This window comes from Opitutus sp. (genome assembly GCA_024998815.1).
GTDB lineage: Bacteria > Verrucomicrobiota > Verrucomicrobiia > Opitutales > Opitutaceae > Rariglobus.
The window spans coordinates 417042-441072 of record JACEUQ010000003.1 but is presented as its reverse complement, the minus strand read 5'-3'; the positions used below and the strand labels follow the sequence as shown (position 1 = coordinate 441072).

The following is a 24031-nucleotide window of genomic DNA, read 5'->3' as shown; positions in this document are numbered from 1 at the left end:
AAGAGTGTGTACACGAAGAGTATGTACGCGAAGAGAGTGTATACACGAAGCGCGTGGCCTTAAGCGTGAGCTCAAGGATGCCGTAAGCCTCACTTGAACGCTAATGGGTATAAGTCGGAAGCCTCGCCTGAACGGCCGAAGCTCAACCGATGCAGGCTGGAAACCTGCGCTACGTTCCCGAAGCGGACTCAGCGCGAGATATCGCGCTGAGTAAGCACCTTGAAGCCATGGTGGTTGAGCGACTGCGCGGCCACGTCGGCATCCTCAATGTTGAGTGCCAGCGCCGACTTGCCCTCGGGGCGCTTAATAAAACTGTAAACGTAGTGGATGTTGATCTCCGCCTCGAGCAACGCGGAGAGCACCCCTTTGAGATCACCTTCATCATTGATTTCAACCGCGAGAACATCGACCTCGGTATAAGGGAAATCGTTGTTGATCATTAATTCACGGGCGCGGTCGGGGTCATCGACGATGACCCGCAGAATCGAGCTGTCCGTCGTGTCGAGCACGGTCAGCGCCATCACGTGGACGTTGTTGTTTTTAAGCAGCGCGGTCAGGTCGTAGAGACGGCCGACGCGATTTTCGGCAAAAACGGAAAACTGCTTAACCGGATCGGCGGCGATGGAAATATTCGTGGAAGCCATGTTGAGCGGTGCGCAGAAACGTGCGTAATTAATAGTGCGGGTCAATGGCGCTGCTGAGTAGGCCGTGACCGACAGGAAAGCAGCACAAGGCGAGATCTTTGGTGAAGACAACTGCCAGCCGGATGCACCCGACAGCGACGCTCCATCTTTCTACTTACTCTCTTCACGTTTCTGATTCTGCCGCTTGGTATAAACGCGCAGCCAACCTGCGTGCCCAATGCTCCGTTAATCGCCATTCTCAAGGCCTATCCGTCTGAGATGGAGGCCATGATCAAAGCCTTCGACCTCACCGGCCCTGGATTTACCTCCAAGGTGGTAAGCGGATTTCCGTTTTTACCGGAGCGGTAAAATAATGGATAGGTTAATCTTGCGCCAGCTTCCCCCGCTTGAAGCATGACCCGCGTGCAACAGGATCGCCCTAGCTCGACCGCCAGACTCATCGCCCGCTGCACCTTGCTCGCCGCGTCCGATGAGAGGCTGCGGCCGCTTGTGCCCGCCGGTGCGATCGCCCCAATCGAAACATTGCTCACCAGGATTGGAGATGACTCGTGGTTCGGATTTGCCCGACGCCACACTTTGACCCGAGCGCTTCTCCTCGCGGGCGAACTCCTCGTCCTACCCGGCATCATCGCCCACTACCTCGCTCGTAAAAGTTGGCTCGAAGCCCGCGCGTCCGCCGCTTTATCCGCCGGTTTCGAGCAAGTAGTCGTCCTCGGCGCCGGTTTTGATACCCTCGCCTGCCGCCTTCACTCAGCTCATCCAACGGTCCGTTTCTTTGAACTCGATCATCCCGCCACGCAGCAACCAAAAGCCGACGCGCTCAAGGTCGCATCCAACCTCGTATTTCTTCCCGCCGATCTCGCCCGCGTCTTGCCGTCTTCCATTTTGCTCGCCGCCCCCCGCTTTGATTCGCGCCGCCGCACCTTCATCGTGGCCGAGGGTCTCTTGATGTATTTCGCCGAGACTCGCGTGCGGGAAATCCTCTCCGACCTCACCCGGCTGCCCGCCGCTCAGGTCGCCTTTACTTTCATGGCCCCGGGTGCAGATGGCCGCGCCGCATTCCGCGGCGGCAGCCCCGCCATCGGCGCATGGCTCCGTTTCCGCCGCGAGCCTTTCGCTTGGGCCCTTGAACCCACGCGTCTCACCGCGTTCCTGATCCCGCTCGGCCTTCACCCGCTCGCCACCGCCGCAGCGGCCGAACTTCGCGCCGAGGTGCTCGCACCTGCCGGCCTAGCCACCATTGCTCTCGCTGAGGGTGAACACCTCTGCCTCGCTTCCACCGCGCCGTGAACTACCCGCTCCTCGTCAACGATCTCCACTCCGGGCTAAACGCCACCCGCGTCGCCCGTGTGCTCATGCCTTGCGGCGTAGCCGAGATTTCCGCCGCCATCCTCGCGGCCCAAGCAGCCGGTGCCCAGCTCTCGGTCAGCGGCAGTCGCCACGCCATGGGTGGACAACAGTTCGGCACCGACACTTGGCTTCTCGACCTCCGCAGCCATGCCGCCATTCGCCACTTCGACGCAGCGCGAGGCCTCGTCACCACCGACGCCGGCATCGATTGGCCTGCCCTCATCGCCGGCTGCGCCGCACTCCAAGCTCCGGCCGCCGCCCAGAAATGGGGGATCCGCCAAAAACAAACGGGGGCCGACCGCCTCACCCTCGGGGGCGCCCTCTCCGCCAACATCCACGGCCGCGGCCTTCGTCTTCCGCCCATCGTCGGCGACGTCGAGGCTTTTACCCTCATCGGCCCCGATGCCATCCCGCTCCATTGCTCACGCACCAAGAATCCCGACCTCTTCCGCCTCGCGATCGGCGGCTACGGGATATTCGGCGTCATTGCCGACGTCACGCTTCGGCTCATGCCACGCGTGCCCGTTGAGCGTCGCGTCGAAATCCTCACCTTGGACGAACTCGTCCGCGTGCCCGAGGAACGCGACACCACTGATTGGCTCTTCGGCGACTTCCAATACTCCATCGACGAGCGCTCGCCCGACTTCCTTCATCGCGGCGTCTTCTCCGCCTATCGTCGCTGCGCAGAGCCGCCTCCGCCGCCCGACCTCACCCAGCGCCAGTTGCGCGAATCCGACTGGGAGGAACTCCTCTGGCTCGCCCACACCGACCGGGCGAAAATTTGGGACGTTTACTCCGGTTTCTATCTCTCAACTCAAGGTCAGCGCTACTGGAGCGACACCCACCAGCTCAGCGTTTATCCCGACAACTACCACGTCGCCCTTGACCGCCGACTTGGCTCGCCGTGCAAGTGCAGCGAGATGATCTCTGAACTCTATGTGCCCCGCGCCGCACTGCGCGAATTCATGGGCCGCGCCGCCGAATTGCTCCGCTCCGGCACGACGCCCGTGATCTATGGCACCATCCGCCTGATCGAACGCGACACCGAGACGCTGCTCGCGTGGGCGCGCGAGCCGTGGGCCTGCATCATCTTCAATCTTCACTGCGAGCACACACCCGCCGGCCTAGCCCGCGCTGCCGACGCCTTTCGCGCCCTCATCGACATCGCACTTTCTCTCGGAGGCAGCTACTACCTCACCTACCATCGCTGGGCCACCCGAGCCCAAGTCGAGGCGGCCCACCCGCATTTTCGCGAGTTTCTGGCCGAGAAACAATCCCGCGACCCTGGAGAGGTCTTTACCAGCGACTGGTATCGGCACCACCGTGATCTTTTCGCCTCGGCACCGTGAAGCTGCGCGAGCCCGCTACATTCTGGACCGACTGCGGCCTCGCTGCCTGGAGCGCGTGTCTGGCTGCATTATTGGTCATGCGATCAACCGGTCCACTTTCATCAGGGCTTACATGGTGGGTCGCCGCGTTTGTCACCTGTTTTCTAGCAGCAACCGCGGGCGCAGTTCATCACGGCCTTGGTCACGGGCTTTCGCCCGCAATCAACCGGTCCACATGGCAACTCACCTTGCTTTCCCTCATCGGCACCGGGTTTTGCCTCACACAAATCGCTGCACTGAACATATTCCAAGGAACAGCGCTTAGCCTGGCACAATTTGCAGCGACCATCGTGACCGCGATCCTAGCCGCTATCGCACGACGTACCGAAAAATTTTCGGTGGCGATCTTCGCCTACGGCTTCGGTCAACTCTTGGTGCTGATGTCCGCCGTCCTCACACGCGAAGCCCAACCGCCGCCCCGACTCCCGTGGTTGGCCGCAGCAGTTGCCACCTCCGCACTCGCGGCCGGAGTTCAATTCTTTCGGTTGGGGCCAAGCCGTCATTTCAATCACAACGACCTCTATCACTTAGTTCAGGCGATCGCGCAGGGTGCTTTCTATTTTGCAGCGGCTACTTATTGAAAGTGCCGCTGAGATTCTCGCTCCTATAGAGCAGATGGGATCATCATTACTTTTTTCCTATCCGTAACGCGGGCGAGTGCAAACGCGCTGCCATTCGCGCGGTAAACCCACGTCAGCCGCTATGGTCGCTAAAATCCAGTATCAGTAGCTCGCCGTTCCGTTCGGCACTCCCCCGGCCCGAAAGGAGCCGCGAGCAATCTTAGACTAGGCTAAACAACTTGCTTCGGACGTGGCAGTTACCTGACTTGCGAGCAACCGATGCAGTCGAAAACCGCCCACCACCATGCCGCCAACCAGCGCCGCGCCGAAGCCAGTGCGCGCCTGGTGGTGCGTGGCATGGCGCTCAATCTCGGGCTCGCCGTCGTCAAGTTCGCCGGAGGCATCCTCGGTAATACGTACGCCCTAATCGCCGACGGCGTCGAGTCGCTGCTCGACGTGTTTTCCTCGGCACTGGTCTGGGCCGGGTTCCGCGTGGCGGCGCGTCCGCCGGACGAAAACCACCCCTACGGTCATGGCAAAGCCGAGCCTTTGGCCGCCATGGCGGTGGGCCTGGTCGTGTTCGGGGCCGCCATCTGGATCGGCGTGCATGCAGTGCGGGAGATTCTGAATCCGCACCCCGCGCCGCATTGGGCAACCCTGCCGTTACTCGCCGGTATTGTGGTTGTTAAAACCTGGTTTTCGCGACGCGTGGCCAAAGTCGGCGAACAAGAGGGCAGTACCGGGCTGGGCGTGGAGGCGTGGCACCATTACGCCGACGCGCTGACCTCGGCGGCGGCCTTCGTGGGCATCGCGGTCGCGGTGACCTGCGGACCCGGCTATGAGGCGGCCGACGACTGGGCGGCGCTGGTCGCCTGCGTCGTGATTTTATTCAACGGCGTGGCGATGTCCCAGCGTGCCTTAGCCGACGTGATGGACACGGCCGTGCCGGTGGAGCTGGAGACGGCGGTCCGCTGCATCGCGCGGGCTGTGGACGGGGTTTACGCGCTGGACAAATGCCGGGTGCGCAAGAGCGGGCTCAGCCACCTCGTCGACATCCACGTGGTGGTCGATCCGATGTTAACGGTGCGCCAGGGCCACGTGATCGCCCACGCCGTTTCGGATGCGCTGCTGCACTCGGCGCTGCACATCACCGATGTATCGGTGCACATCGAGCCAGCCGAGGGCGTGGACCGGCGCGGGTAGGCGGTGAATACCCTTTCGCGCTTAAGATGGGCCTAGGAAAACGGGTCACGAGGAAGCGGATGCCTTTGGGCAAACACCTTGAGCTCACGCTCAAGGCCACGAGGACCTCCGACCGAACAACATTCAACATCCAACGTTCAACATCCAACATCCAACGTTCAACATCCAACATTCAACCGCCCGCCCCAACCCCTCTGCACTCCGATTTGAACGTTGGATGTTCAATGTTGGATGTTGAACGTTCTCCGCCTCCCCCTCCGCAATCGTTCTCGTTCTCTTAATCCTACTCGTTCTCTTTCGCTTTCGCTCGAATTCGGCTGCCGAGCTGGAGCTCAGCGCTCCCAGGCCTCCCCCCTCAGCCCCACCAACCCGTTTTGCCGTTTGCTCGTTGGCACGGGGCAGGCTTAGGTTGCACCCATGTTCGCCCGGTCCACCGACAAACCGCTCAGTAAAAACCCCAACTTGCTCAAGTGGGTCGCCAAAATGGCCGCCCTCACCCAGCCCGCCGCCATCCACTGGGTAGACGGTTCCGAGGAGGAAAACACCGAGCTGTGCGCCCAAATGGTGGCCGCCGGCACGTTGATCAAACTCAACGAGGAGCTCTGGCCGGGTTGCCACTACGCGCGCTCCGACCCCAGCGACGTGGCCCGCGTCGAGGACCGCACTTTTATCTGCTCGCTGTCCAAGGACAACGCCGGCCCGACCAACAACTGGGTCGACCCGTTTGTGATGCGCAAAACCCTCAAAGCCCGTTTCCAGGGCTGCATGGCGGGGCGCACGATGTACGTGTTACCCTTCAGCATGGGCCCGGTCGGCTCGCCCCTGGCGCAGATCGGCGTGCAGTTAACCGACTCTCCCTACGTGGTGGTCAACATGCGCATCATGGCGCGCATCGGCCTGCCGGTTTTCCAGCAGATCGACAACGACGGTAAACGCGTGGTGCCGTGCATGCATTCGGTGGGCGCGCCGCTCGCCCCGGGCCAAACCGACGTGCCTTGGCCGTGCAACCCGGACAAGTACATCGTCCATTTCCCCGAAACGCGCGAAATCTGGTCCTACGGCTCCGGCTACGGCGGCAACGCGCTGCTGGGCAAAAAGTGTTTCGCCCTGCGCATCGCCTCTAACATGGCCCGTGACGAGGGCTGGATGGCCGAGCACATGCTCATCCTCGGCCTCGAAAACCCGCAGGGTGAAAAAACCTACGTCGCCGCCGCCTTCCCCAGTGCCTGCGGCAAGACCAACTTCGCCATGCTCATCCCGCCCGCGCCGTTTTTGGCCAAGGGCTGGAAGATCTGGACCGTGGGCGACGATATCGCGTGGCTCAAACCCGACGCCAACGGCCGCCTCCACGCCATCAATCCGGAAGCCGGCTTTTTCGGCGTCGCTCCCGGCACCTCGCTGAAAACCAACCCCAACGCCATGGCGGCGCTGGCCAAAAACACGATTTTCACCAACATCGCCCTCACGCCCGAAGGCGGCGTGTGGTGGGAAGGCATGACGGACACCTCGCCCGCCGCACTCACGGATTGGCAGGGCAAACCGTGGACGCCCGCCCTCGCCAAGGAAACCGGCGCCAAGGCCGCGCACCCCAACGCGCGTTTCACCGCGCCCGCCGCGCAATGCCCGACCATCGATCCGGCGTGGGAATCGCCCGAGGGCGTGCCGATCAGCGCGCTTATCTTTGGCGGCCGCCGCGCGAGCACCATCCCGCTGGTTTATCAGGCGTTTAACTGGAGTGCCGGGGTTTACGCGGGCGCCACCATGGGATCGGAGATGACTGCGGCGGCAGCCGGCACGATTGGCAAAGTGCGCCGCGACCCGTTCGCCATGCTGCCGTTCTGCGGTTACCACATGGGCGACTACTTCCGCCACTGGATCTCGATGCAGAAAAACCTCAGCGAGACGCCGCGTATTTTCAGCGTGAACTGGTTCCGCAAGGGAGCCGACGGCGCGTTCCTGTGGCCCGGGTTCAGCGATAACATGCGCATTCTTAAATGGATCGTGGAGCGGTCGCGCGGTCGCGCCTGTGCCCGCGAGACGCCGGTGGGCTGGCAACCGCGCTTTGAGGACATCGATTGGACCGGCAGCGAGTTCACCGCGGAGAAGTTCGACGCCCTACAAGTGATCGACCGCGCCGCGTGGCGCGCCGAAGTGATCGGGCACGAGGAGCTGTTCATCGACCTGCATGCGCATTTACCCAAAGAGATGATCTTCGAGCGCGAGCTGCTGATTTGCCGGCTTTGAGAGTAGCGCAGACTTCCCAGTCTGCATCCGGGGAGCTGGCCGGGCTGTATCGATGCAGACTGGAAGTCTGCGCTACTTGATCAGTCGAACCCGGACGACACGGAGGTCGTCCCTCCGCAATCGTTCTCGTTCTCTTACTCCTACTCGTTCTCTCGCAACTCCGCCTTTTCCTCCGCGGGAGGGCCCACCTCCGTGGGGGTTCGAAAAAAGTAGCGCAGACTTCCAGTCTGCATCCGGGGCGCTGGCCGGGCTGTATCGGAGCAGACTAGAAGTCTGCGCTCTGGAGTTTGGCCCCTGACTAGTCGAACGCAGATCAGCCGAATCCTTGAGCTCACGCTCCAGGCCACATGATTCGCGAACACACTCCTTGTGGCCTTGAGCGTGAGCTCAAGGTCTGGAGTTTGGCCGTTTAGTAGAGTAGAGAGAGCCGCGCGTCGGTAACCCGTCAGCGCGACCCTCCCCCTCGTCAAACCGTGCAAGCGGTTTTCCCGCACACGGCTTACCGAGTCCCCATTCTTTCGGTTTGGTTTCAGCGGAGTTCATTGCTTCCAAGCCGCCGTAAGCGGCCAGTGCCATAGTTTGTATTGACCATGCAAACGGTCGTCGGTGAAGAACTCGAAGAGTCCGTGGGTGCGGCTATACTTTCGCCACAGCCACCGCCGCAACCGGTTGCGCACAAAAGCCTGCTGGTTACTAAACACGTGCGTGCTGTTGCCGTAATGAAACGCCGTCGCCCAACCGCGAGTGATTTGGTTGACCTTGCGGACCACCGCCACCGCCGGTTGGTTGCGCGTTCGCACATCTAGCTCCATCCGCACTTTGTCGCGTAACTTGGCCAGACTTTTCGCACTGGGTTCCACGTGCGGATACCTTCGTTTGCTCTTCATGCCTTGCCGCCATGCGACGGAAAAACCGAGGAACTCAAAGCCTTCCTTTCGTGTATCCACCAGTCGGGTTTTCTCTTCGTTGAGCTTTAACTTACGTGCCTCCAGCCACCGTTTCAGTCGCGTTTGCAGCCCCGCCCCTTGACCCGGTTTGCACAGGATCAGGAGGTCGTCGGCGTAACGCACCATCGTCGGCTTTTGTTCGCACTTCTCATTCACCGCATGATCGAGGTCGTTGAGGTAGAGGTTCGCCAGCAGAGGCGATATAACTCCGCCTTGTGGCGTGCCACACCGGTTCGCGCTCACCTTGCGGCACCCCGTGTCCCGGTCCTCTTCCACGATGGGTGCGCGCAGCCACGTTTTTATTAAACGCAACACACTCCCATCGCTCACCCGTTTGGCCACCAATTGCAGGAGTTCGCGGTGCGGGATCATATCGAAGTAGCTCGATAAATCCGCGTCCACCACCTCCACCTTTCCGCTCAGCAGGGCCTCTTTAACTTTGTCCATCGCCTGATGGGTCCGGCGTTTCGGCCGGTAGGCGTAGGAGTGGTCATGGAAGTCCGCCTCCCAGATGGGTTGCAACACGATCGCCGCCGCACTTTGCACCACACGGTCTTTTACCGTGGGGATGCCCAGCGCACGACGTTTGGTCCTGGCCTGATCCTTCCATATATAGACGCGCAGGACCGGACTGGGTCGGTAGGTTTTCGTTCGCATTTCCTCCGCCAGCGCAAGCAGCCATGCCGCCCGATAGGCTTCGTTCTTTGCGAGCGTTTCCACCTCGAACCCGTCCACTCCCGGCACGCCGTCATTGGCGATCACCTGATCGAGCGCATCCGACAGAATGTCCTGCCGATACAGCTCTCCATACAAACTATAGAACCGCCAATGCGGCTCCGCTTTTGCTTTCCGATATAGCACACGTTGCAGCTTCCGAACCTTCGGTGACGTTTTTATCCAGAGTTCATCACCCCAGCCATCGTCGGGTCCTTTGCCGCTCTGTGATGCGTGGGAACAAGTGCCCTCCCTTCGCTCCCCGGCGGTTTTAATGTCCGCTAGATCATCACTACTATGGAGGTCTCCGACTCCTGCCACGGCCCGTCCGGCCTTACGAGGTTTTGCCGCGCTTGTGCCGGTGGTTGAGGCATCGCAAGACGCCCCACCGCCGCAGGTCTCACCACTTAACCTAACGACCTTTCCCACCCCGCCGCCCCCGCTGACTCCGCCGACGTGTTGATCGGAAATCAACGATTTAGGTCCTACGTCTTTGCGAGACTGCCTTTTCCGATCCTTGCAGGCTTCACCGTTCAGGTAGCGGCTGGACTCGTCGGTTGTTTCGGTAACGGAGCTCATTGGATGGGGTTCACCTTCGTTGCGGCTGACTGGTTCGGGCACACGGTCGTGCTTTCCGGCGAGGCCTCGCGGCCTGCATCCGTGACCGGGCCCTTCGACCGCGAATCGTTAAATTCGGCCGAACAGACTTTCACTGTTATGGTTGTTAGTTTCATGGTCGCACACCTGAATTCCGAAGTTCAAACCAACCACAGATTACACAGATTACACAGATACAATCCCTTAGGAGGTAAACGGACTCAGCTTGATTCCCTTTTTTTTCATCCTGTCTTCAAATTCAGTAACACTCTGTTATCTGTGCTCATCTGTGAATTCCGTGGTTAAAACTTCGGCGTTCGGGTTTAACTCGTGCCAAGAACCATACAGGTGCTGCGCATCATGTATGGCGATCTGAGCTGATCACTCCGGAGAGTTTCGCAGACTTCGCAACAGCCACCCTCACGTCAACGAACTCATCGAAACCCATGCCGTTGCTACCTGCGGTACGATTCTACCTTAGCTGGGGGGGGATCTCAACTCGTTTTGGGGCCAAACTCCAGGGAGCAGACTGGAAGTCTGCGCTACTTGATCAGTCGAACCGGGACGACACGGAGGTCGTCCCTCCGCAATCGTTCTCGTTCTCTTACTCCTACTCGTTCTCTCGCAACTCCGCCTTTTCCGCCGCGGGAGGGCCCACCTCCGTGGGGGTTCGAAAAAAGTAGCGCAGACTTCCAGTCTGCATCCGGGGCGCTGGCCGGGCTGTATCGATGCAGACTGGAAGTCTGCGCTACTTTTTTCCGGACCCGGAATCGCCCCTAAACGCGGTCTTCCATTCAGAAAAACGATCCGAGCGCCCCCTTCGACGCCAAGAACTGCGCAGGCGTTGGCAACCCCCGCCGAGCGGCGGCAGCGGGATTCAGGCACAGTGAGCGCCTTCTATCATGGCCAAATCAATGTCCCCCTCTCCGTGTTACGTGCCGACGCCCTCCAGCGGAATCGAACTTTTACGGAAATACTCCGGGCCGGTGCCTCGCTACACCTCGTACCCCACGGCCAACCATTTCACCGAAGACCTCGCCGCCTTCAATCCGGTCTCCCTGCTCAAGCTGGATAACCAGCCGGGCGCCGGCCCCCTGTCGCTCTACATCCACCTTCCGTTTTGCCAGAGCCGCTGCTGGTTCTGCGGCTGCACCAACCTGGTCACCAGCCGCCAGGATTCGGCCGACACCTACCTTGACGACCTCACCAAGGAAGTCGCCCTGACCACGCCCTACATCGACCCGGCGCGCACCGTCACCCAGCTCCACCTCGGCGGCGGCACACCGACTTTTTTAACCGCGAGCCAGTTGCGCCGCCTCGGGCAGATTTTCCACGACGCCTTCCGGTTCACCACCGACGCCGAGATCTCGGTAGAAATCGACCCTCGCCACCTCGAACCGGACCAAGTCGCCGCGCTCTACGACCTCGGTGCGCGCCGCGCCTCGCTGGGCGTCCAGGACACCGATCCAGCCGTGCAACTGGCCATCCACCGGGTCCAGCCGCCCGCGCTCAACGAACGTGCAGTCAATTTGTTGCGCAATGCCGGCTTTACCTCGATCAACATCGACCTGATCACCGGGCTGCCCAAACAGACCGTTTCTACCTTTGCCCGCACGATCGACGACGTGCTCGCGCTCGCGCCCAACCGCCTGTCGGTTTTCAGCTACGCCCATGTGCCGGGACTCAAGCCCTCGCAGCGCATTTTCGACCAACAAGGAACGCTGCCCAGTGCGGATGAAAAGCTGCGCATGCAGGTGCTCGCCAAGGAGCGCCTTCTGGCCGCCGGCTACGTCGAAGTCGGCATGGACCATTATGCTCGGCCCGACGACGAGCTGGCGGTGGCGCTGCGCGAACAGGCGCTGCACCGCAATTTCCAAGGTTACAGCACGCGGGCAGGCGCATCGCTTTACGGTTTTGGCATCTCGGCTATTTCGACCACGCCCGACGGCTACCGCCAAAACGACAAGAACCTGGCGACGTACCGCACCCGGCTGGCCAAAGGCGAACTACCGGTCACCCGCGGCTGGCGCCTCACCGAAGAAGACCACCGCCGGAAGACCATTGTCATGGCTATCATGTGCGAGCGCCGGCTGGATTTCCCCGCGCTGTCCGCCAAACTCGGCGTCGAGGTGGAGCAGGAGTATGCAAACGAGCTGGCCTCGCTGGCCGATCTGGAGGCCGACGGCATCGTCGTGCGCACAGCGGACGGCCTGACGGTGACGGACGCGGGCCAGCCGTTTGTGCGCGTGGTGGCGGCGCGCTTCGACGCCTACCTAAAGACCGGCACCGCCGCCTACCATTCGCGCGCGGTGTGAGCGGAAACCGGAGCATTACAAACAGCTCACAAGTAATTAGTAACAGTTAAGTTTCCGCCTCCATCGGCCCTGCGGAATCAACGGAATACTTCGAGCCTTTTAGCCGCAAAAGATCGCAGAGAACGCAAAGGTCGATCCGTCTGCATTTCTATGCGTTCTTTGCGATCCTTCGCGGCCAAACTGCCTTGGTTTAATCCGTAAGGCCCATGTGACCGCAGCGAAGTCGTGCGGCCCCTTAACGCCAGCGTTTGATTTTTCGGCGGAAGCGGTGTTCTTCTTCGCCCCACGTGGCCTCCGCTCCCGCCAATTCCGACACCCTGACCGGCGTTCTTGAACGCATTATCTTCTTCAACGAGGAGAACCACTACACGATCGCGGACTTCCGCCCCGACTCCGCCGAGGGCAAGGACGCCAAGGTCACCATCACCGGCGCGCTGCCCGGCGTGCAATGCGGCGAAACCCTCCACCTGCGCGGCACCTGGACCAAACACGCCCAGCACGGCGACCAGTTTAAAATCGACGCCTTCCGCTCTGAGCTGCCCTCCAGCGTCTACGGCATCCGTAAGTACCTCGGCAGCGGCCTGGTCGAGGGCATCGGTCGGGCCTACGCCAACAAGATCGTCGACGCCTTTGGCACGGCCACTTTTCACGTTCTCAGTCAGGAATCAGGCAAACTGCGCGACGTGCCCGGCATCGGCAAAAAACGCGCCACCGCCATCAAGAAGGCCTGGGACGACCAGCGCGCCTTCCGCGAGCTCTACATCTTCCTGCAAACCTACGGCGTCACCACCGGCCAGTGCGTGAAGTTGATTAACAAATACGGCAGCGAGGCCAAACGCGTGCTCACCACCGAGCCGTACCGCGTCGCCCGCGAGATCGACGGCATCGGCTTCAAAACCGCCGACCGCATCGCCATCAACCTGGGCTACGCCAACGACGCCCCGCCGCGCCTCGACGCCGGCCTGCTCTTCGCCATGGAAACGCTCCAGGAGGAGGGCCACACCGCGCTACGCGAGGCCGATCTGATCGACTACGCGACCCCGCTGCTCGAAACCGAAGCGCGTTTCCTTGAAGCCCGCCTTGTGGCCCTGGTCGACGCCCGCCAGTTGGTGAGTCACGCCCCCGCCGGCGTGGACAACCCGCTGCCCGGTTCGGCGCTGTTGCAACTACCCGTCAACGACCGCGCCGAGCAAAAGATCTCCGCCACCGTCGTCCGCCTGGGCAAAGTCGGCAGCGGACTGCCGCCGATCAAGGCAGACGCCGCAGTCGAGTGGGCCGAAAAAAAAGCCGGTTTCGCCTTCGCCGACCAGCAGCGCGTCGGCCTGAAAAACGCGCTCGTATCCAAGTTCTCAATTCTCACCGGCGGGCCCGGTACGGGCAAAACTAGTATACTGCGCGCCTTGGTCGAAATCCTCAAAGCCAAGAAGGTGCGCGTGCACCTCGCCGCACCCACCGGCCGTGCCGCCCAGCGCCTGTCCGAAACCACCGGCGGCTTCGCCTCCACCATCCACCGCCTACTCAAGTTCGATCCCTCCAAAGGCGGCTTTGTCGCCAACGAACACCAGCCCCTTGCCACCGACTTCCTCATCGTTGACGAGGCCTCGATGCTCGACACCCGCCTCGCCTCCGCGCTGCTCCAGGCCGTGCCCTCGCGCGCCCACCTGCTGCTGGTCGGCGACATCGACCAACTTCCCTCCGTCGGCGCGGGCAACGTCCTCAAGGATCTGATCGCCACGCAACAGGTGCCCGTGACCCGCCTCAACGTCATCTATCGCCAAAATGGCCAGAGCCAGATCGTCACCACCGCCCACGCCATCAACGCCGGCGAACCCGGCCTGCCTCCCTCCGTCAACGAGGTGGCAGCCGCCCAGGCCTGGAGCGACCTCACGTTCATTGTCGCCGAATCGGCCGAGGACTGCGTGCGCAAAACCATCCAGCTGTGCACCGAGTTCATCCCCGCGCACTACCCGTGGTTCAAACCCATTGGCGACGTGCAGATCCTTGCGCCCATGCACAAGGGCGTCGCCGGGGTCAGCAACCTCAACGTGCAGCTCCAGGCCGCGCTCAATCCCCACGCCAAAGGCCTGCGCGGCCCGCACGGCGAATACCGCCCCGGCGACAAGGTCATCCAGCTCAAAAACAACTACGACAAGAGCCTGTTTAACGGCGACATCGGCGCGATCCTCTCCGTCGACACCGAGGCCGGCACGCTCACGGCGAAGTTCGACGGTGACGAGCACGTGTTTGACCGCGGCGAGTTCGCCAATCTCGCGCCCGCCTACGCGATCAGCATCCACAAGTCGCAGGGCAGTGAATACCCGGTGGTGATCGTGCCGCTGCTCAAGGGCCACTTCATGATGCTTCAGCGCAACCTGCTCTACACCGCGATCACGCGCGGCAAAAAAAAGGTGTTTATCGTCGGCGAACCGGCCGCTTACGGCATGGCGGTGCGCAACAACGAGGCGCGCGACCGGTCCACCCACCTGCGTGAAAAAATCGCCGCACTCACCGGCAAACCCTGATGACTCCGACAAGTAGCGCAGGCTTCCCTGCCTGCATCTGCTTTACGCTCAAAGCAGACTGGAAGTCTGCGCTACTTTTTGGCGTATCTGGCTACTTAAAACGCTCCACATCCACCGCTTCGTTTGGTTACGCAGAGCCTCCTATTTTCCCTAAAAAATGAAACGCCCGCGCCACACCGCCCGTCAGACCGCCGCCTTTTACCCGCCGCCTAGCCCGGCCCCGGTGCGCCTTTCGCGTTGTCGGCTGCTGATCGTCATCGACGACCGCCCGATCCAAAATGCGGTCTGGGCCGATTTTCATGCCGCACGTAAACGCGTCGAAAAGGCCGCCCGCGACCTGCATCGCCACGAACAAACCGACACCCCCGCCTTCAACTCGTGGCTGCACGGAACGTTCCCCCAGCTCGTCACCGCACTGCGTGAACTCAGCGCCGAAGTGGAGCGCAAAGGCCGCGACGTCGAGCAAGCCCAGTTCACCGCTTCGATGACCGGCCGCTCGGTTAAAAAAGTCTGGCGCGAGCACCGCGACTACGAGGCCGACCCCGAGGCCTACGAACGCGCCCACCCGCAGCCCGAACCAGCCGCCGCCGACGACTCCCGGCGACCGCACGGCGACCCCACCCAACCCGACGATTCGGACGACGAATTCGAGGATTTTTTCAAAGACCTTTTTGGCGATGAGGGTGACGACGGTGATTCGCCTTTCGGCGGAGGACGCCGCTCGGACCGCTCACCAGCCGACCACGGTAACGCCAAAGAGCTCTATCGGCGCCTAGTGCAACACCTCCACCCCGACCGCGGCGGCGAGTGGACCCCGGCGCGCGAACGGCTTTGGCACGAAGTCCAGCAAGCCTGGGCGGCCCGCGATGCCGACTGGCTGGCCCGCCTGGAAATCGAATGGGAAACGGCCAACGACACGGTCAGCCCCGATTCCTCCATCGGGCGGCTGCGGCGGGCGATTGCCGAACTGGATGCGGCGCGCCGTGACACCGAGCGCAAGCTGCGCGATTACCGCAAAATGCCCGCCTGGCGCTTCAGCCTAGCGGAAAACAAACGCCCGCAGCTGTTACGCAACATCGGAGCCTCTCTGCGCGGCGACTTTGAACAACTGAAGCGCCACCTCGCCTACCTCAACGAGACCATCGCCGCGTGGGAAGCGCCCGCCTCCACGCCGCACCAGCGGCGGCGCGGGCGAGGTCGCTAAAGGGGCATCCCTGCATGACCTGCACCTGCCCCAACCCTCCTGAAATAAAACCCAGCGCCGAATGGCACTTAGTTAGGCCCGACCGCCCCAAAGGGGCTTTCTACCACGTATTTCACGCTGCCGCAGTTGGCCAGCCATGCGTCGTTAGGCACAACCGCCCCAAAGGGGCTCTCTACCACAGCCTAGGGCAACGCCCTAGGACTGGAGTTTGGCCCCAAAACGAGTTGAGATCCGTCCCCCCAGCTAAGGTAGAAGCGTACCGCAGGTAGCAACGGCATGGGTTTCGATGCGTTCGTTGACGTGCGGGTGGCTTTTGCGAAGTCTGCGAAACTCTCCGGAGTGATCAGCTCAGATCGCCATACATGATGCGCAGCACCTGTATAGTTCTTGGCACGAGTTAAGTAGAGTAGAGAGAGCCGCGCGTCGGTAACCCGTCAGCGCGACCCTCCCCCTCGTCAAACCGTGCAAGCGGTTTTCCCGCACACGGCTTACCGAGTCCCCATTCTTTCGGTTTGGTTTCAGCGGAGTTCATTGCTTCCAAGCCGCCGTAAGCGGCCAGTGCCATAGTTTGTATTGACCATGCAAACGGTCGTCGGTGAAGAACTCGAAGAGTCCGTGGGTGCGGCTATACTTTCGCCACAGCCACCGCCGCAACCGGTTGCGCACAAAAGCCTGCTGGTTACTAAACACGTGCGTGCTGTTGCCGTAATGAAACGCCGTCGCCCAACCGCGAGTGATTTGGTTGACCTTGCGGACCACCGCCACCGCCGGTTGGTTGCGCGTTCGCACATCTAGCTCCATCCGCACTTTGTCGCGTAACTTGGCCAGACTTTTCGCACTGGGGTCCACGTGCGGATACCTTCGTTTGCTCTTCATGCCTTGCCGCCATGCGACGGAAAAACCGAGGAACTCAAAGCCTTCCTTTCGTGTATCCACCAGTCGGGTTTTCTCTTCGTTGAGCTTTAACTTACGTGCCTCCAGCCACCGTTTCAGTCGCGTTTGCAGCCCCGCCCCTTGACCCGGTTTGCACAGGATCAGGAGGTCGTCGGCGTAACGCACCATCGTCGGCTTTTGTTCGCACTTCTCATTCACCGCATGATCGAGGTCGTTGAGGTAGAGGTTCGCCAGCAGAGGCGATATAACTCCGCCTTGTGGCGTGCCACACCGGTTCGCGCTCACCTTGCGGCACCCCGTGTCCCGGTCCTCTTCCACGATGGGTGCGCGCAGCCACGTTTTTATTAAACGCAACACGCTCCCATCGCTCACCCGTTTGGCCACCAATTGCAGGAGTTCGCGGTGCGGGATCATATCGAAGTAGCTCGATAAATCCGCGTCCACCACCTCCACCTTTCCGCTCAGCATGGCTTCCTTGACCTTATCCATCGCCTGATGGGTCCGACGTTTCGGCCGGTAGGCGTAGGAATGGTCATGGAAGTCCGCCTCTAGGATTGGCTGCAACACGATCACCGCCGCGCTTTGCACCACCCGGTCTTTCACCGTAGGGATGCCCAGCGCACGACGTTTGGTCCTGGCCTGATCCTTCCATATATAGACGCGCAGGACCGGACTGGGTCGGTAGGTTTTCGTTCGCATTTCCTCCGCCAGCGCAAGCAGCCATGCCGCCCGATAGGCTTCGTTCTTTACGAGCGTTTCCACCTCGAACCCGTCCACTCCCGGCACGCCGTCATTGGCGATCACCTGATCGAGCGCATCCGACAGAATGTCCTGCCGATACAGCTCTCCATACAAACTATAGAACCGCCAATGCGGCTCCGCTTTTGCTTTCCGATATAGCACACGTTGCAGCTTCCGAACCTTCGGTGACGTTTTTATCCAGAGTTCATCACCCCAGCCATCGTCGGGTCCTTTGCCGCTCTGTGATGCGTGGGAACAAGTGCCCTCCCTTCGCTCCCCGGCGGTTTTAATGTCCGCTAGATCATCACTACTATGGAGGTCTCCGACTCCTGCCACGGCCCGTCCGGCCTTACGAGGTTTTGCCGCGCTTGTGCCGGTGGTTGAGGCATCGCAAGACGCCCCACCGCCGCAGGTCTCACCACTTAACCTAACGACCTTTCCCACCCCGCCGCCCCCGCTGACTCCGCCGACGTGTTGATCGGAAATCAACGATTTAGGTCCTACGTCTTTGCGAGACTGCCTTTTCCGATCCTTGCAGTCTTCACCGTTCAGGTAGCGGCTGGACTCGTCGGTTGTTTCGGTAACGGAGCTCATTGAATGGGGTTCACCTTCGTTGCGGCTGACTGGTTCGGGCACACGGTCGTGCTTTCCGGCGAGGCCTCGCGGCCTGCATCCGTGACCGGGCCCTTCGACCGCGAATCGTTAAATTCGGTCGAACAGACTTTCACTGTTATGGTTGTTAGTTTCATGGTCGCACACCCGAACGCCGAAGTTTTAACCACGGAATTCACAGATGAGCACAGATAACAGAGTGTTACTGAATTTGAAGACAGGATGAAAAAAAAGGGGATCGAGCTGAGTCCGTTTACCTCCTAAGGGATTGTATCTGTGCAATCTGTGTAATCTGTGGTTGGTTTGAACTTCGGAATTCAGGTTAAACGGCCAAACTCCAGACCTTGAGCTCACGCTCAAGGCCACAAGGGGTGTGTTCGCGAATCATGTGGCCTTGAGCGTGAGCTCAAGGATTCGGCTGATCTTCGTTCGACTAGTCAGGGGCCAAACTCCAGGCCTTGAGCGTGAGCTCAAGGTGTTTGGCACTCTCCTCGCGAACACACTCCCCGTGGCCTTGAGCGTGAGCTCAAGGTATTTGGCTAAAGGTTACCGCACTCCCACGAATCGACTTCGTTTTGCCCATCTTGAACGCAAATGCGTTAAGCCTCCGCCGTCGCAGAAACTCCGGTTTCACCGAGGAATTCGACCGGACTGGCGTAGATCGCCAACACAATGCAGCCGGCGTCACTGGCCACTCGGTGCACAGTACCGGGCGGGTTAACCACCAACGTGCCGCAGCAGGCCGTGAGGTTTTGATCCCGTTGTGAGCCCGCCAACACCAGGATGTGCTCGTAACCGGTGTGCCGATGCAGCGCGACCGAGGCCGCCTCCCGGTAACGCAGCAGCGCGGCGGCCGGCCCGGTGATGCCGTCGCCGTAGAGGCGGTGGATTTCCACCCCCGGCTTGAAGGGCTGCCAGTCGATGCGCTCCTGCCAGTCGGCGATGGTGAACAAATCCTGCAGGACAATCGGTTGGTAGCGTGCGGGAGTGCCGGTGGGCGGGGGCGTCAGGGGGACGGACATCGGTGAGAACTAAATGGGGTTAAAGGGCGGCAAGAACCGTGCCGCTGGAGGCGGTCCAGCCGACGATTCCGCCCTGCGCCCGCACCATGGCGAGCGTGGCCTGTTTGAATTCAGGGAAATAACTCTCGGTGGCGTCCTCGACCAACAGGCACTCAAAGCCGCGGTCGTTGGCCTCGCGCATGGTTGTCTGCACGCAAACCTCGGTGGTAACCCCGGTGATGAGCAGGTGGGTGATGCCTTGGCGGAGGAGCCAGGCTTCGAGATCCGTGCGGCAAAAGGCACCCTTACCCGGCTTGGTCAGGACCAACTCGCCGTCGCGCGGGGCTAGCTCGGCAATAATGCCGTTGCCTGGCTCACCGAGAATGAGGATCCGCCCCATCGGGCCGGGATCGCCGATCTTCACGGAACCGCGGCCGCGCTGGAGCTTGGAGGGCGGGCAGTCGTAGAGGCCCGGCCGGTGGCCTTCGATCGTGTGGACAATCGGCAGCCCGCGCGCACGAAACGCGGCCAGCAGTTCGGCGATGGGCCCGATCGCCGAGCGCAGCAGGGAAACGTCGTTGCCGAGCGCTTCGCCGAAGCCGCCGGGTTCGACAAAATCGCGCTGCATGTCGATCACCACCAGAGCGAGTCGGCGGAGCTCGGGCACTTCAAACGGATAGGGCAGCGCGGCAATGACGGTCATGGTCGAGGTGGATACGTGCAGGCAAAACGGTGCGGGTTAATGTCCGGCCATGTGGTGGCCGATGGTGGTGATGTCCGCGGTGGCCGGGGTGGTTTCATAGACAAACCGGCCGTGGGCGATCACGACAATGCGGTCGGCCAGGGCGAGCAGCTCATCCAAATCCTCGCTGACGAGCAGCACGCCGACGCCCCGGTTGCGCGCCTCGGTGATCTGGCCGTGGATGGTTTCGACAGCTGCGAAATCCAGGCCGAAACAGGGGTTGGCGGCCACCAGCACGCGGGCGGTGCCACTGCCGAGTTCGCGGGCGAGCACGGCGCGTTGCACGTTGCCGCCGGACAGGTCGCCGATGGGTGTGTCGGGCGAACGCGTCTTGATCCCGTAGCGGGCGATCAGCTCGCGCCCTTTGGCGCGGATGCGCGCCTGGCTCACAAAAAATCCGGCGCGCGCCAGCGGGGGCTGGTCGAAGGTGCGCAGGGCGAGGTTTTCGGCCACGCCCATGTGGGGCACGCAGGCGTTGCGCAGCGGCTCTTCGGGCAGCAGAAAAACCTGGTGCCGGCACGCCTCGGCGCGGGTGGATTTGTAGACTTCGCCCTGCACGCGGAGTTCGCCGCCGGTGGCCTCGCGCTGGCCGGCGATCACCTCGACGAGCTCGCGCTGGCCGTTGCCAGAGATCCCGGCAATGCCGACCACCTCGCCGGCGCGGACCTCAAGATCCACGCCGACGAGGGCCGGAACGCCGTTGTCGCGGTTGGCGCCCAGCCCGCGCAGGGCGAGCGAGACCGCACCGGGGGCCGTTGCGGCCTTGGGCACGATCTTGGGCTCGCGCTGGCCGCCCATCATCATGGCGGCCATCTGGTCGGCCGTGAGGTCTTTGACCCGCCCCGAGCCCGTCTGGCGACCGCGCCGCAGCACGGTCACGTCGTCACAGAAGTTTATAACCTGGCTGAATTTGTGAGTGATGAGCAACACGCTCAGTTCGCCCGCCACAACTTTGCCGCGCAGCAGTCCGAGGACTTCGTCAGCCTCGGCCGGCGTGAGCACCGAGGTGGGCTCGTCGAGGATGAGAAACTTACTGTCGAGGTAGAGCTGCTTGAGGATCTCCACCTTCTGTTTTTCGCCGGCGGCCAGCTGGGATGCCGGCGTATCCAGATCGATCTGAAAAGGCGCGGTGCGCATGAACGCGTACAAGCGGTCAAACTCAGTTCGCCAGTTGATGATCGCGGGCAAATCGGGGCGGCTGAGCACCAGGTTTTCGGCCACGGTCATCGCGGGCACCAGGGTGAAGTGCTGGTAAACCATGCCGATCCCGTACTCGTAGGCGTCCTGCGGGTTGCGGATCTCGCGGGAGTGCCCGCCGACGAGGATGTCGCCCTCGTCGGCGAGGTGGTAGCCCATGATGCATTTAACCAGCGTGCTTTTGCCCGCGCCGTTTTCGCCGATGAGCGCGTGAAACGTACCCGCTTTGACCTTGAGCGAAACGGCCTCGTTGGCGGTAAAGGCACCGAAGCGCTTGGTCACTCCAACAAGCTCCAAGTCCGGTGGGTGCTTGGGGCGAACGTGCGGGGGAATCGTGACCGACATAAGTGGGCGGTTTTTTTTAAACAAAAAAGGGCGGGCTGGACTCAACTGATCGCGGCGATGAGCGCGGCGGAATCGGCGACGGCGCCAAACACCCCGCCCTGCATCGTCACCATGTGGAGCGCCGCCAGGTGGTTGCCGGGGTCGGTGGCCCCGGTGCAATCGGACAAGATCAGGCACTCGTAGCCGCGGTCGTTGGCGTCGCGCATCGTGGTGTGCACGCACACGTCGGTGGTGATGCCGGCGAGCACGAGGTTGCGCACCCCCTTGCCGCGCAGAAGCATGTCGAGGTCGGTGGCGTAAAACGAGCCCTTGCCCGGTTTGTCGATCACCGCCTCGCCCGGCTCGGGGCGCAACTCCTCGATGAGTTCCCAGCCGGGTTCGCCGCGAACGAGAATGCGCCCGCACGGCCCCACGTCGCCAATACCGGCGCCGATCTGCCGGCTGCGCCAACGTTTGTTGGCGGGCAGGTCGGAGAGGTCCGGCCGGTGGCCTTCGCGGGTGTGCATAACGTGGTAGCCCTGGGCGCGAAACGCCGCGAGCACCCGTTTGATCGGTTCGATCGGCGCGCGCGTCAGCGCTAGGTCGTAACCCATCTTATCCACGTAACCGCCCGGACCGCAAAAATCGGTCTGCATATCGATGACCAAAATGGCCGTGTTTTCGGGGCGCAGATCGCCGTCGTAGGGCCAGGCATAGGGTTCGGATTTAACGTAGCGGGTGCTCATGATTTTTAAAAAATTAAGACGCGGTGCCGAGTGCGCCGGGTGAACCGGCCAGGGTGCGTTTGGGCGAACAGGTGATGACCATGACAACCAAGGTCAGGACATACGGCGCGGCATTCCACAGGTAGTAACCCGAGGTGATGCCGATGGCTTGCAGGGCCGGAGCGATGGCCTGGGTGCCACCGAAAATCATCGACGCGTACAGGCAGTGTACCGGCCGCCAGCGGGCGAAAATAACGAGCGCCACCGCCATCAGGCCCTGCCCGCTGGAAATGGCCTCGGTCCACGCACCTGGATAAAACAGCGACAGGTGCGCGCCGCCCAGTCCCGCGATCGCGCTGCCCAACACGATGGCGACAAAGCGAACTTTTTTAACCGACATGCCCAGGGCGAGGGCGGCGACCGGGGCGTCGCCAACCGCGCGCACCCGCAGACCCCAACGGGTGCAGTTGAACGCCCAGCTGAGGAGTAAGGCCAGCCCGGCCCCGAGGACAAACAACGGGCTGAGTTTGAGCGCCGCCTCAAGCTGCGGCAGCTCGCTCCAACCCCCGAGCGAGAGGGCGGGCAACTGGGGCGCACTGGGCCGAATGTAGGGTTTGCCTAGGTAGAAGGCCAAGCCGCTGCCGAAGATGAGCATGGCGATACCGGCGGCGACATCGTTGACCTTGGGCCGCGAAACCAAAAGCGCGTGGATCGCCCCCAGGCCAGCGCCGGTCCCGAAGGCAGCCATGACGCCCAGCCACGGGTTGCCGGTATGGTAAGAAACCGCGTAGGCGCTCATCGCACCCATCAGCAGCGTGCCTTCAAGCCCGAGGTTAATCTTGCCGCTTTTTTCGGTGAGGCATTCGCCGAGGCTGACCAACAAAAACGGGGTTCCGCCGCGCAAAGCCCCCGCGAAGATCCCCAGCACGACGCCCCACCAGCCAATGGATTCAGAGGCGTTCATGCGGTTTTCTCCTTAAAGCAGGCGAAGCGTCCGTAGAGCGAATCGCTAAACAGGATACACAGGAAGACGATGCCCTGGAACACGAGGATGGTGGCGTCGGGCAGTTTAAACTGGCGCTGCAAAATGCCGCCGCTGGCGAGGATTCCGCCCAGCAGCACGGCCACCAGAATGATGGGCAAGCCGCGAAAGCGGGCGACAAAAGCGACCAGGATGCCCGCGTAGCCATAACCGGCGGCAAGCGACTCGTTGGCGCGGCCGTGGATGGCGGCCACCTCGACCATGCCGGCGAGACCGGCCGCCGCGCCACCCAGTAGGCAGGTGGTGATTCCGAGGCGCGCCACCGGCAAGCCGGCCATGCGCGCGGCACGAATGTTGCCGCCGATCATGCGTGCTTTGAAACCGAAGCTGGTGTGCTCCATCAGCACCCAGGCGAAGACCGCGAACACCACGCCGAACACCAGCCCGTAGTGGACGTTACTGCCGGCGATTCCGCCCAGTTGATGGGTTTCGGCGAAGGAGTAACTCGACGGCTTATTCAGGCTCGCAGGGTCGCGCATCGGGCCGTTGACCAAGTGGCTCAAGACGGCGATCGCCACGTAATTGAGGAGAAGCCCGCTGATGGTTTCGTTCACCCCGCGCTGGTAGTGAAGCAGGCCGACCAGGCCGATCCAGGCGCCGCCGCCCGCCATACCGGCGAGCACCATAATCGTTAGCGCAACAAAGGGTGGAGCCGAGGCGGCGGCTAGTCCGGCAGCGGTTGCTGCCAATCCACCCACGACGAGCGCGCCCTCATTGCCGATCACGATCAAACCGAGCCGGGCTGGCAACGCGGTGCACAACGCGGTGAGAATGAGCGGGGCGGCCCGGATGAGGGTATTTTGAAACGAGTACCAACTGCCAAAGGAGGCGCGTTGGATCGATTTGAATACGCTGAGTGGATTGGCACCCTGGACTGCGCAGAAGACGCCGAAAAGGAGAAGCGCCACGAGCACGGCTCCGACCGGCAAAGCCACGGCCTCAAGGGCGGGCCGCCAGCGGCGAGAGGTGGGCGGGAGCGGTGGGTTACTCATCTAGGCGGGAGAGAGCGGCGATTAACGGGTGCGGACAGGGAAGACGGGGCGAATGAGCAGTTACCGGGCCGAG

General features: G+C 61.9%; 18 protein-coding genes. 9 read left to right on the top strand and 9 right to left on the bottom strand.

The window, feature by feature from the left end; genetic code table 11:
* Positions 1 to 188: 188 nt before the first annotated feature.
* Positions 189 to 644 carry an acetolactate synthase gene (locus H2170_16960; protein MCS6301760.1) on the bottom strand — a complete coding sequence of 152 codons (456 nt, stop codon included), beginning with the start codon at positions 642 to 644 and terminating at the stop codon, positions 189 to 191.
* Between the two features lie 210 nt (positions 645 to 854).
* Between H2170_16960 and H2170_16955 the strand changes: the two genes are divergently transcribed.
* From H2170_16955 to H2170_16930, 6 genes are all read left to right on the top strand, one after another.
* Positions 855 to 992: a hypothetical protein gene (locus tag H2170_16955; protein MCS6301759.1), complete on the top strand. Its 138-nt coding sequence runs from the start codon at positions 855 to 857 to the stop codon at positions 990 to 992.
* A gap of 228 nt (positions 993 to 1220) precedes the next feature.
* Complete coding sequence (locus tag H2170_16950; GenBank protein MCS6301758.1) at positions 1221 to 1934, top strand: SAM-dependent methyltransferase; 714 nt, start codon at positions 1221 to 1223, stop codon at positions 1932 to 1934.
* Positions 1931 to 3343, top strand: coding sequence for an FAD-binding oxidoreductase (locus H2170_16945; protein ID MCS6301757.1), 1413 nt, complete (start codon positions 1931 to 1933; stop codon positions 3341 to 3343). Before H2170_16950 ends, H2170_16945 begins: the two co-directional genes overlap by 4 nt.
* The gene (locus H2170_16940; protein MCS6301756.1) at positions 3340 to 3963 is read left to right on the top strand and encodes a hypothetical protein; all 624 of its coding nucleotides are present in this window, start codon (positions 3340 to 3342) and stop codon (positions 3961 to 3963) included. The genes H2170_16945 and H2170_16940 overlap by 4 nt, the downstream gene beginning before the upstream one ends.
* Before the next feature lie 327 nt (positions 3964 to 4290).
* Positions 4291 to 5145: a cation transporter gene (locus H2170_16935; GenBank protein ID MCS6301755.1), complete on the top strand. Its 855-nt coding sequence runs from the start codon at positions 4291 to 4293 to the stop codon at positions 5143 to 5145.
* Between the two features lie 417 nt (positions 5146 to 5562).
* A complete protein-coding gene (locus tag H2170_16930) occupies positions 5563 to 7389 on the top strand; it encodes a phosphoenolpyruvate carboxykinase (GTP) (protein MCS6301754.1) in 1827 nt (608 codons plus the stop codon).
* 539 nt (positions 7390 to 7928) lie between these two features.
* On the opposite strand, the gene ltrA (H2170_16925) is transcribed toward H2170_16930, so the two are convergent.
* Positions 7929 to 9629, bottom strand: a complete 1701-nt coding sequence (gene ltrA, locus H2170_16925) for a group II intron reverse transcriptase/maturase (GenBank protein MCS6301753.1) — start codon at positions 9627 to 9629, stop codon at positions 7929 to 7931.
* 920 nt (positions 9630 to 10549) lie between these two features.
* On the opposite strand from ltrA (H2170_16925), the gene hemN reads away from it, so the two are divergent.
* The 3 genes from hemN to H2170_16910 all read left to right on the top strand — a co-directional run bounded on the left by hemN (position 10550) and on the right by H2170_16910 (position 15688).
* The gene (gene hemN / locus H2170_16920) at positions 10550 to 11962 is read left to right on the top strand and encodes an oxygen-independent coproporphyrinogen III oxidase (protein ID MCS6301752.1); all 1413 of its coding nucleotides are present in this window, start codon (positions 10550 to 10552) and stop codon (positions 11960 to 11962) included.
* Positions 11963 to 12249: 287 nt separating this feature from the next.
* Positions 12250 to 14484, top strand: a complete 2235-nt coding sequence (locus H2170_16915) for an ATP-dependent RecD-like DNA helicase (GenBank protein ID MCS6301751.1) — start codon at positions 12250 to 12252, stop codon at positions 14482 to 14484.
* Between the two features lie 157 nt (positions 14485 to 14641).
* Positions 14642 to 15688, top strand: a complete 1047-nt coding sequence (locus H2170_16910) for a J domain-containing protein (protein ID MCS6301750.1) — start codon at positions 14642 to 14644, stop codon at positions 15686 to 15688.
* A 528-nt stretch (positions 15689 to 16216) separates the two neighbouring features.
* On the opposite strand, the gene ltrA (H2170_16905) is transcribed toward H2170_16910, so the two are convergent.
* The 7 genes from ltrA (H2170_16905) to H2170_16875 form a co-directional block, all read right to left on the bottom strand.
* A complete protein-coding gene (gene ltrA, locus H2170_16905) occupies positions 16217 to 17917 on the bottom strand; it encodes a group II intron reverse transcriptase/maturase (protein ID MCS6301749.1) in 1701 nt (566 codons plus the stop codon).
* A 617-nt stretch (positions 17918 to 18534) separates the two neighbouring features.
* The gene (locus H2170_16900; protein MCS6301748.1) at positions 18535 to 18957 is read right to left on the bottom strand and encodes a cupin domain-containing protein; all 423 of its coding nucleotides are present in this window, start codon (positions 18955 to 18957) and stop codon (positions 18535 to 18537) included.
* 19 nt (positions 18958 to 18976) lie between these two features.
* Positions 18977 to 19639 carry a cysteine hydrolase gene (locus tag H2170_16895; protein MCS6301747.1) on the bottom strand — a complete coding sequence of 221 codons (663 nt, stop codon included), beginning with the start codon at positions 19637 to 19639 and terminating at the stop codon, positions 18977 to 18979.
* Positions 19640 to 19675: 36 nt separating this feature from the next.
* A complete protein-coding gene (locus tag H2170_16890; GenBank protein ID MCS6301746.1) occupies positions 19676 to 21220 on the bottom strand; it encodes an ABC transporter ATP-binding protein in 1545 nt (514 codons plus the stop codon).
* 41 nt (positions 21221 to 21261) lie between these two features.
* On the bottom strand, positions 21262 to 21945 hold the full coding sequence (locus H2170_16885) for a cysteine hydrolase (GenBank protein ID MCS6301745.1): 684 nt from the start codon (positions 21943 to 21945) through the stop codon (positions 21262 to 21264).
* 13 nt (positions 21946 to 21958) lie between these two features.
* Positions 21959 to 22888, bottom strand: coding sequence for an ABC transporter permease (locus tag H2170_16880; protein ID MCS6301744.1), 930 nt, complete (start codon positions 22886 to 22888; stop codon positions 21959 to 21961).
* Positions 22885 to 23958: an ABC transporter permease gene (locus H2170_16875; protein MCS6301743.1), complete on the bottom strand. Its 1074-nt coding sequence runs from the start codon at positions 23956 to 23958 to the stop codon at positions 22885 to 22887. Before H2170_16875 ends, H2170_16880 begins: the two co-directional genes overlap by 4 nt.
* Positions 23959 to 24031: the final 73 nt, after the last annotated feature.